12 protein-coding genes are annotated in these 7,304 nt (G+C 43.4%); 4 read left to right on the top strand and 8 right to left on the bottom strand.

Annotation, left to right across the window (positions count from 1 at the left end; genetic code table 11):
- The coding region (locus THEPK_RS12585; RefSeq protein ID WP_304412537.1) for an RAD55 family ATPase at positions 1–169 on the top strand (169 nt) is incomplete at its 5' end.
- A gap of 50 nt (positions 170–219) precedes the next feature.
- On the opposite strand, the gene THEPK_RS05240 is transcribed toward THEPK_RS12585, so the two are convergent.
- Both THEPK_RS05240 and THEPK_RS13015 read right to left on the bottom strand, forming a co-directional pair.
- Positions 220–555: a hypothetical protein gene (locus THEPK_RS05240; RefSeq protein ID WP_042699200.1), complete on the bottom strand. Its 336-nt coding sequence runs from the start codon at positions 553–555 to the stop codon at positions 220–222.
- Positions 556–849: 294 nt separating this feature from the next.
- Positions 850–1,062, bottom strand: coding sequence for a hypothetical protein (locus tag THEPK_RS13015; protein WP_156882144.1), 213 nt, complete (start codon positions 1,060–1,062; stop codon positions 850–852).
- 62 nt (positions 1,063–1,124) lie between these two features.
- On the opposite strand from THEPK_RS13015, the gene THEPK_RS05245 reads away from it, so the two are divergent.
- A complete protein-coding gene (locus THEPK_RS05245) occupies positions 1,125–1,859 on the top strand; it encodes an RAD55 family ATPase (RefSeq protein ID WP_042699203.1) in 735 nt (244 codons plus the stop codon).
- Here the strand turns inward: THEPK_RS05245 and THEPK_RS05250 are convergent.
- The 5 genes from THEPK_RS05250 to THEPK_RS05270 all read right to left on the bottom strand — a co-directional run bounded on the left by THEPK_RS05250 (position 1,849) and on the right by THEPK_RS05270 (position 5,559).
- Positions 1,849–2,364 (bottom strand): TIGR00725 family protein, encoded by a 516-nt coding sequence (locus THEPK_RS05250; protein ID WP_042699207.1) that lies wholly within the window; start codon positions 2,362–2,364, stop codon positions 1,849–1,851. The genes THEPK_RS05245 and THEPK_RS05250 overlap by 11 nt on opposite strands.
- A gap of 4 nt (positions 2,365–2,368) precedes the next feature.
- Positions 2,369–3,502: a site-2 protease family protein gene (locus tag THEPK_RS05255; RefSeq protein WP_042699210.1), complete on the bottom strand. Its 1,134-nt coding sequence runs from the start codon at positions 3,500–3,502 to the stop codon at positions 2,369–2,371.
- A gap of 139 nt (positions 3,503–3,641) precedes the next feature.
- Entirely contained in the window at positions 3,642–4,391 is a 750-nt protein-coding gene (locus THEPK_RS05260; protein WP_042699213.1) for a lipoate--protein ligase family protein, read from the bottom strand.
- Positions 4,392–4,519: 128 nt separating this feature from the next.
- Positions 4,520–5,029 carry a signal peptidase I gene (locus THEPK_RS05265; protein WP_042699216.1) on the bottom strand — a complete coding sequence of 170 codons (510 nt, stop codon included), beginning with the start codon at positions 5,027–5,029 and terminating at the stop codon, positions 4,520–4,522.
- Complete coding sequence (locus tag THEPK_RS05270) at positions 5,011–5,559, bottom strand: DUF531 domain-containing protein (RefSeq protein WP_042699219.1); 549 nt, start codon at positions 5,557–5,559, stop codon at positions 5,011–5,013. The genes THEPK_RS05265 and THEPK_RS05270 overlap by 19 nt, the downstream gene beginning before the upstream one ends.
- Before the next feature lie 67 nt (positions 5,560–5,626).
- On the opposite strand from THEPK_RS05270, the gene THEPK_RS05275 reads away from it, so the two are divergent.
- Together THEPK_RS05275 and THEPK_RS05280 are read left to right on the top strand one after the other, a co-directional pair.
- The gene (locus tag THEPK_RS05275; protein WP_232194564.1) at positions 5,627–6,700 is read left to right on the top strand and encodes a hypothetical protein; all 1,074 of its coding nucleotides are present in this window, start codon (positions 5,627–5,629) and stop codon (positions 6,698–6,700) included.
- Between the two features lie 20 nt (positions 6,701–6,720).
- Entirely contained in the window at positions 6,721–6,987 is a 267-nt protein-coding gene (locus THEPK_RS05280; RefSeq protein WP_342764005.1) for a membrane dipeptidase, read from the top strand.
- Positions 6,988–7,007: 20 nt separating this feature from the next.
- Here the strand turns inward: THEPK_RS05280 and THEPK_RS05285 are convergent.
- On the bottom strand, positions 7,008–7,304 hold a 297-nt coding region (locus THEPK_RS05285; RefSeq protein ID WP_042699223.1), incomplete at its 5' end, for a zinc ribbon domain-containing protein.

The raw sequence follows: 7,304 nt of genomic DNA on the forward strand, positions 1-7,304 counted from the left end.
AATCAAAGCAATAGCGGATGGAATCATAGAGATGAAGCTGTTTGAAGAGGATAGAACTTTGAGAAGGTACTTAAGAGTTTATGGAATGAGAAGAACGCGTCATGTTCTTTCTTGGGTTCCTTATGATATAACAGAGAATGGAATTGTACTGCAGAATCAAAGTTTATAGCCCTTTAGTGAACCTGGTATCATCCAGGGCGTGTTTAGTTTCACCCCCTGTTATTTAAACAGTATTTGACTCTGAGGAGGATTTTCAGACCATAACACATTACCCCAAGCAGGATTCGGGTTACAGTTAGTCTTTTTCAGAAAACAGGGGATCCTACTGCCAAACCACGTTGTAAACGCACCCCAGAACCCCTCATGAGGATTCCTATGCCTGTACTCTTCTTCAGAAAACACTCTGTCTCTCTTCTTACTACCAAAACCACCTGGAGCGTTCTTAGTTTTCTTAACAATCGGCCGATAACCCTTTTCCACCACAGTGTTCAGAACTTTCTTTGAATCATAAGCCCCATCAGCATAAAATTCCCAGAACCCCCGGCAGGAGTTCAATCAGCTCGTTCTCAGAAGTTGTGATCTTCACAGCAACCGGATACAGTAAACCCGGCAGGATTCTCGTTATTGCCTGAACTTCTATTCCTACCCTTTTTTATTTGTAATAATGGTTGAGTCTGCTTGAGTGCTGGCGTAGGGTAATTTCTTGGAGTTTTTCAGGAGGTGGTTTGTCAGTTCTTCGAGGTTCTAGCTTTTTCTCCCAGTTGTGGAGGGTTGAGTAGTGAATGTTTGCTCCGTAAGAATTTTCTGCCGTAGTGCTGGGCGTCTCTGAGGGGTAGGTTGTAGTATTGTTTAAAGAGGAGTATTGCCAGTATTGTTTTTACTTGGAAATTTTTTGGATTTTGGCAGGTTCTTCAGCTTTCCTTCTGATTCGAAGTCTGCTAAAACGTCAAGAATTGCGAATGCCACGCTTTCAGGGTCTTTGAGTCTGTGATCCCATCTGGGGATCACGACAACCACCTGAAAGAATTCAGCAAAAACCCTAATAAAGGTTACTATAAACACGCCCGAAAAATGAAAAAAGCTTAAATAAATAAATCCATATTGTTATTTGTATGGTGGTTATCATGGAACTCATAAAAACTAAGATTCCACAACTTGATGAAGCCCTTGGAGGGGGTATCCTAGAAGATAGTATTGTTTTAATAACATATGACACTTATTCGCAAGGTTGGACACTTGCTTTCGAGATTCTACGAAATCGAATAGAAGATGGAGACTTTGGAGTAATAATAAATTCAGTTGTTCCTATATCCATGCTCAACTTAGAATTGAAGAGGATTAACTTTGATCTCAATGAAAAAGGAGAAAATGGAGATCTGGGAATTATAGACATTTTTGCATCATTTTATGGAATAAACTACCAACAACCGTACGTCTATTATGAAAATATGGATCGAGAAACTTATCTCCCAAAGTTCATGAATCTCTACAGAAAGATGTTGAAGGAGAGAATAAAAGATAGGCGACCAATAGGGATACAGGTAACCGCAGATGGATTTGTATTCTTGTTAGGGGAAGAAATAGAACTTAGAAATCTCCAAAAGAACCTGGCTGAAAAAGAAAAGGCTCTTCTTTACGAAAAGCGAAAAAGACCGATAAACATAACCCTTCTCAACAGGGACAGAGTCTCCTCAAGATACATCTCGTGGCTCTCCCTTTACAGTCAGTATCAGATCGACTTCAGCTCGCAAGAAGGGGAAGTGGAGGAGAAGATGATTGTAAGGAAAGCACCTTCACCCAATTTTAAACCTGCCACGTATACCTTTAAAATAGAAAACGGAAAGATAATCATCGTTTAGCGAGCTTCAGCGCAAGTCTGGCGGCCTCTTTTCCATCTTTTATAAAGTGCACTTTCACGAGTTTTTTGTGGTCAAAGTAGCCATCTTGAGCAAGGAGCTCAAGTCTGTCGCTTGGATAGCCTGTGTCCGTGACCACAATAACTGGCTTTGAGTAGTTATATGCAATTAATGCTTCCACCATTGTGCCGACTCCTCCCCCAAGGACTACCAGAACATCGGCTGAATTGATCATAACCGCACTTCTCTCTGCAAAGTCCATTCCGGTTTTTATTCTGATTGTGTTGAACTCATTTCCCTCCTGCCTCTCCGGGAGGATTCCCACAACAATTCCTCCAAACCTTGCAAATTCCCTGCTCGCTATCTCCATAATGCCTTCTCTTCCTCCGGTAAGGAGAACTACTTTATCTTTGTGCTTAGTTAACTCCTCGATGAATTCTTTTGTCTTTTTGACTGCTTTTGGTAGAGGTTTATTATCACTCGATCCTACTATGGCTATTTGGATCATTTTATCACCCCAGAAGGCTTCTTAAAGCTGGGAAGAGGTTCACAGCGAGCAAGAACAATCCTATCCCTACAAATAGGTACGTTATGGATTTGGCAACTTTGGAAGGAAGGAAGGCTTTCAAAACATCGTCAAGCATCTTTCCTCCATCCAATGGAACTAGTGGGAAGAGATTCATCAGCCCTATACCAAGGTTTAGCACGTGGATCCAGTAAAGTGAAAACGCCAGAGGGAGCACGATCCCGTTAAAGCCCACCTTTGAGGTTATGTGTTGCGCTGGGTAAACTCCGAGGTATCCTTTTTCCGGATTGTCCGGATGAGAGCCCAAGGGGATGTTAATGACTTCCTTTTTTCCTTTGCGTAGTACCTCAACTTCTATCGTTTCTCCAGCCTTTGTTTTGTTCATTATGTTGAAGAATTCCTCCACTGTTGCTATCTGCTGGCCGTTTATCCCTACGATGATGTCTCCCTCTTGGAGGTAGCTTTTAGCAGGACCTTCTGGAGCCAGTTTGGAAACCTCGACTCCAGCTGGCTGTATTATGGGATTTAAAGCATAGCTCAAAAGCAGAATAGCCAGAAGAGCCGTTACAATATTCGCCATAGAGCCAGCAGCATAAACCCTTAGACGGCTCAGCAAGGGGGCTTTTGTTAACTTCTCCTCATCCGGTTCAACAAACGCACCTGGAATCACGAAGAAAAGCACAAGACCAACGGACTTTAAGGGCAAATTCTCAGCCCTAGCTACAAATCCGTGACTTAGCTCATGAACAAACATGACCACAATAAGCCCTATCAACCCATACCACAGGGGGATTGTAATGCCCGGTATAACAAGCTGGACTCCGGGGGTAGCTGCTTTTGTCCGGAGATTCTGCATGGCGAGAGTGAAGAGGGTGTAGAACACATAGGCCATCCCTATAAAGCCGACTATTATGCCTGCTGTGGAGTATCCTTTCCAGAACTTCTTATACTTCGTCCCAACTTTGTCTATGAAGTTAACAAATCTTTTAGTCCTCCATATTGCAATGAAAAGGTCAATCTGTAGACCTTCTTCTTTTTCTTCTCCCCTTCTTCCAAATGCGAGATATAGAACTCCCCAGAAACCGAGTATCAAAGCCATTGCTGTAATTAGGCTCACCATTTTGTCCACCTAATTTCACTCCCAAGGGAAGTTTAAAAAGATAGTGCATATTCTTAAAAACAAAAGCCCTCAAGAAAAGTATGCGATGATGAGTGATGGGCGAACCGAAAGATGAGGATGGAAAGGTGATCGCTGAGCATCACTTTTGGAAGTTCCACTTTTCGTTACCGTATCTTTCTTCTATGAGCTTCTCCGCAATCTCGAGTTCATAATCTGTCAGTTGTCCCTCCTCAAGCGGGAACTCTTCAAAGAACTTTGCCTTCAACAGCTCATAAGCCTCATCCCTGCTGAGCTTTACTCCTTCTCTTTCCAGTGTTGTTACCCTCTCCCAGATACTTGAAACTCCCTTATCTTGTAGTTTTTTCTGAGAAGCTTTGAGCACTGAGGCGAGAATTTCAAGCCTGGTTGCATACATGAAGGTGCCGTGTTGTAGGATGATCCCCTTTCTTCTTGTTTGCGCAGACCCGCTGATTTTCTTGCCATTGGCTGCTATGTCGTTTAGCCCGGAAAAGCCACCGTTTATTCCCAATTCCTCAAGCGCTCTGACGAGAGGAGCCGCTAAAAACCTGTAGCTCGTTTCTATGTTCCTCAAGCTCTCGTGAAAGTTTTCTCCTATGATTACACTGTAGGTTATCTCTCCGTACTGATCGTGAAAAACACTTCCACCACCTGTTATTCTTCTCACTACAGGGATGTTAAGCTCCCTGCACTTGTCAAGATTGACGTCGTGCTCAACGCTTTGAAATCTGCCGATTGTTATGGAGCTCGGTTTGAAAACGTAAAGTCTAACGGTGTCTTCAACTTTTCCTTCAATCCTTGCCCGCATTATTGCCTCATCTATGGCCATCTGCACTTCTGGTCTTGCAACTATCAGGGGAATAAACCTCAACAACATCACCAAAGAATGAAGATTGCCGGAGCTTAAAAATGTGTGCCTAAAAAAGAGCAAAAAGCAAAGAGGAATCGTCCGGTCAGGGGCCGATTAGTTCATCACACCTCAGCAACCTACCCTTCACATCATCCCAGTCCAAGCTTTTCTCTCACGATGAGGGGCGGATACCCAATTTTTGGGAAGACCAGCAGTGCTTTTGCCTCAATAGCCTCTTGAGGGATGCAGGGAAGGACATTTCCTTCAGCCAAGCCGATGTAATCTTTAAGATACGGAAAATCATCTACGTTGAGGGGGTAGAAGTCATGTATCCAGTTGTTGTCCCCCTGAATCACAAAGCACCTTTTTCCATTGTACTCAACTATATCCCTGACCCTGTGAATTATTGGATACTTCGTATAGGGTCTCTTGTAGACTACGACGTCTCCAACCTTTATTTCACTTGGAGGGACTCCCTTGAGAAGAACAACATCTCCCCTATAAAATGTTGGCTCCATCGAGCCGCTTATCACAATAACCAGTGGCGAGTCTGTATGAAGGGCAATCTTTAAACCACTATGAAGAGCAAAAACAACCACAAGGCTGATGAGAAGAAATGCAACGTCCCCTTTCCACCCACTTAGTAACTTTTCCTCCATTTTAACTCCTCCATGATTGTTCTAATCTTCGTTGGTATTGAACCTATGGCAGTGCACGTTTCCAGACTTATCCTCTTTCCATCGGTGATATCTAAATGATAGTTAGCCAACTTAAAGATTTCCTTCGGCAGTCCATGCCTCCCCAGCCCTACTACTAACATAAAGCTTTCCCCTTTAAGAGCTCTCTCTGCAATCTGGTGGGAGGAAATTTCCTTATCTTCGTTGGGCTTCCGTGTAGTTGCCACGACATGCCCGAACTGGGGAGGGAAGCCGCCTTTTGGAAACTCAATGAGATGAAACTTGTTTGCCCTTGCAAGCTCTATGAGGTATTTTCCGCCCTCTCCAATTGTTGTATTTTGGGATATCTCCTCAGCTATTTCAGCCGGTTTCTTTTTTTCAAAGGGGAACCCTATGAGGGTAAGGTGGAAATCGAAGGCATAACAGATGGGAGCCGCTCTAGCGATGGCTCTCAGATGCGCTTCGTGAAGCTTCTTGGGATCGTATGAATTGTAAAGGGCCAAGGTAAGCATTTTTGAACCCCCATATCAAGAAGGGGAGAATGTTTATTAAGTTGTTTGCCCAATATACTTTTTGATAATGATGGTCGAAATTGATGATATTGTGTTTTTAGCAAAAAACGGAAGATATGAAGAAGCTTTGGAATTGGTTAACCACCTAGACGATAATCTAGACAAAGTATTAGCCCTTAGCGGTATGGCTAGGGTGATTTACACGCAGGATATAGAGATAGCTTATGGTTGTTTAGAAGATGCGGAGTATTTTTCCAAGAAGATTAAAGATAAAGGAGAAAAATCAAAAGCACTCGCAGATATTGCTTCTGTATATTATATAATGGGGGATACTGAATACGCTCTGGGGCTGTTCGAAAAAGCCATAAAAGAAGCTGAAAAAATAAAAAAATCTGAAGACAGGATATATCCCCTGGCAAATATTGCGTATTATATGGGTATTTCCGGGCTTGTTGATTTCTCGCTGGACTTATTTGAAAAAGTTTTTGACATAGTGGTCAACCTAAGGGTAAACTATGTGAAGAAAACCGAGTACCTCATAGAGCTGGGAAGCATAATAGAAAGCGTTGGAGATGAGCTCCCCTCAGAAGAGGCTATCAAATTCTACGAGAGAGCCCATGACTTATTTGAAAAGCTCCGCGTACCAGCGAAAGCCGCGACTGTTGAAAGAAAGATCGATCTGGCGAGAACCCTGGCCACAGTTGGTTTGCCTGAAATAAGAAAAGCCGTCTCGGAAGGCAAATATATCTACGCCACCAAATTAATTATACGCACATTTAACGATGAGAAGATATTTATTGGTCTTTTAGAGGTAGCACTATGGATGAAAAAGAACGAAACCCTTGGGTATAGCCAAATAGTTGAAACAGCCCTTAAATATCTCCAAGAACTCCAAATACCCAAGCGCTATCTACACTACGTGATAAAGCTACTGACCGGACTCGAAAGATTTAAAGAAGCGTTAAAGCTTTCCATGAACATTGAAGACGTGGAGCTGCGCTCTGAAATTATGGCAGAAATAACCATGGGAATGCTAAAAAGCGGAGAAATTGAAGGTGCTTTCAAGGTAGCTAATTTGATACCCGATACCCGCATCCGCATCGCTACACTAACTGAGCTAAGGAAAATACTAAAATACTAAAGGGACGGATAATCTCATGGGTGAAAATAGTGATATTTGATGCCCATTCTGATTTACCGCTATATATCTACGAGGAAAGAAAGAACGGTAACGCGGTTTTAGAGAGAAGCTTTGAGCGGTTCTTTGGGGAAACAATAAGATCAAGAGTAATGGCTATCTGGACACCGCCAGAAAAAAGAGTCATTGCACTAAGACATGCCCTAGAAGTTCTGAACAACCTTCACAAAGACGTTATTGAAAGCCCAAGCTTTGAGCTTGTAACCAGTCTGACCTCCTTCCCGCCGTGAAGGGCGAGGGTTCCAACGAGTTAACCCCTCGCCAACGGCGGAAAGGTTTGAGGGGTCTCATTAAAGCCCAACAAGGGTGGGCTTTTCGGCCCCTCGGGGAGGGTCTTCCCCCCGTTACCCCTCCTCTGAGCATAAAGGCCGCCCAGATTCGGGGTTATCTTTTCCACAGCCTTCTTTAAAATGTTGAAAGCACCAATCAAATCCGCGTTAAAGTCAAGCCCCGTCGCGGGACACTTAAACAAACCACGAACAAAGCGGGCCCCCTCGTGGGGCTTCCCGCAAACGGGGCAGGTTTTTGAGGTGAAAGCCTCATTAAC

It is taken from the genome of Thermococcus sp. PK (assembly GCF_000430485.1).
Lineage (GTDB): Archaea > Methanobacteriota_B > Thermococci > Thermococcales > Thermococcaceae > Thermococcus_A > Thermococcus_A bergensis.

Bases quoted from the DNA above. Each gene is read 5' to 3' on its own strand.
- THEPK_RS05245 (WP_042699203.1), top strand. From the start codon at position 1,125: ATGGAACTCATAAAAACTAAGATTCCACAACTTGATGAAGCCCTTGGA.
- THEPK_RS05250 (WP_042699207.1), bottom strand. From the start codon at position 2,364: ATGATCCAAATAGCCATAGTAGGATCGAGTGATAATAAACCTCTACCA.
- THEPK_RS05255 (WP_042699210.1), bottom strand. From the start codon at position 3,502: ATGGTGAGCCTAATTACAGCAATGGCTTTGATACTCGGTTTCTGGGGA.
- THEPK_RS05265 (WP_042699216.1), bottom strand. From the start codon at position 5,029: ATGGAGGAAAAGTTACTAAGTGGGTGGAAAGGGGACGTTGCATTTCTT.
- THEPK_RS05270 (WP_042699219.1), bottom strand. From the start codon at position 5,559: ATGCTTACCTTGGCCCTTTACAATTCATACGATCCCAAGAAGCTTCAC.
- THEPK_RS05275 (WP_232194564.1), top strand. From the start codon at position 5,627: ATGATGGTCGAAATTGATGATATTGTGTTTTTAGCAAAAAACGGAAGA.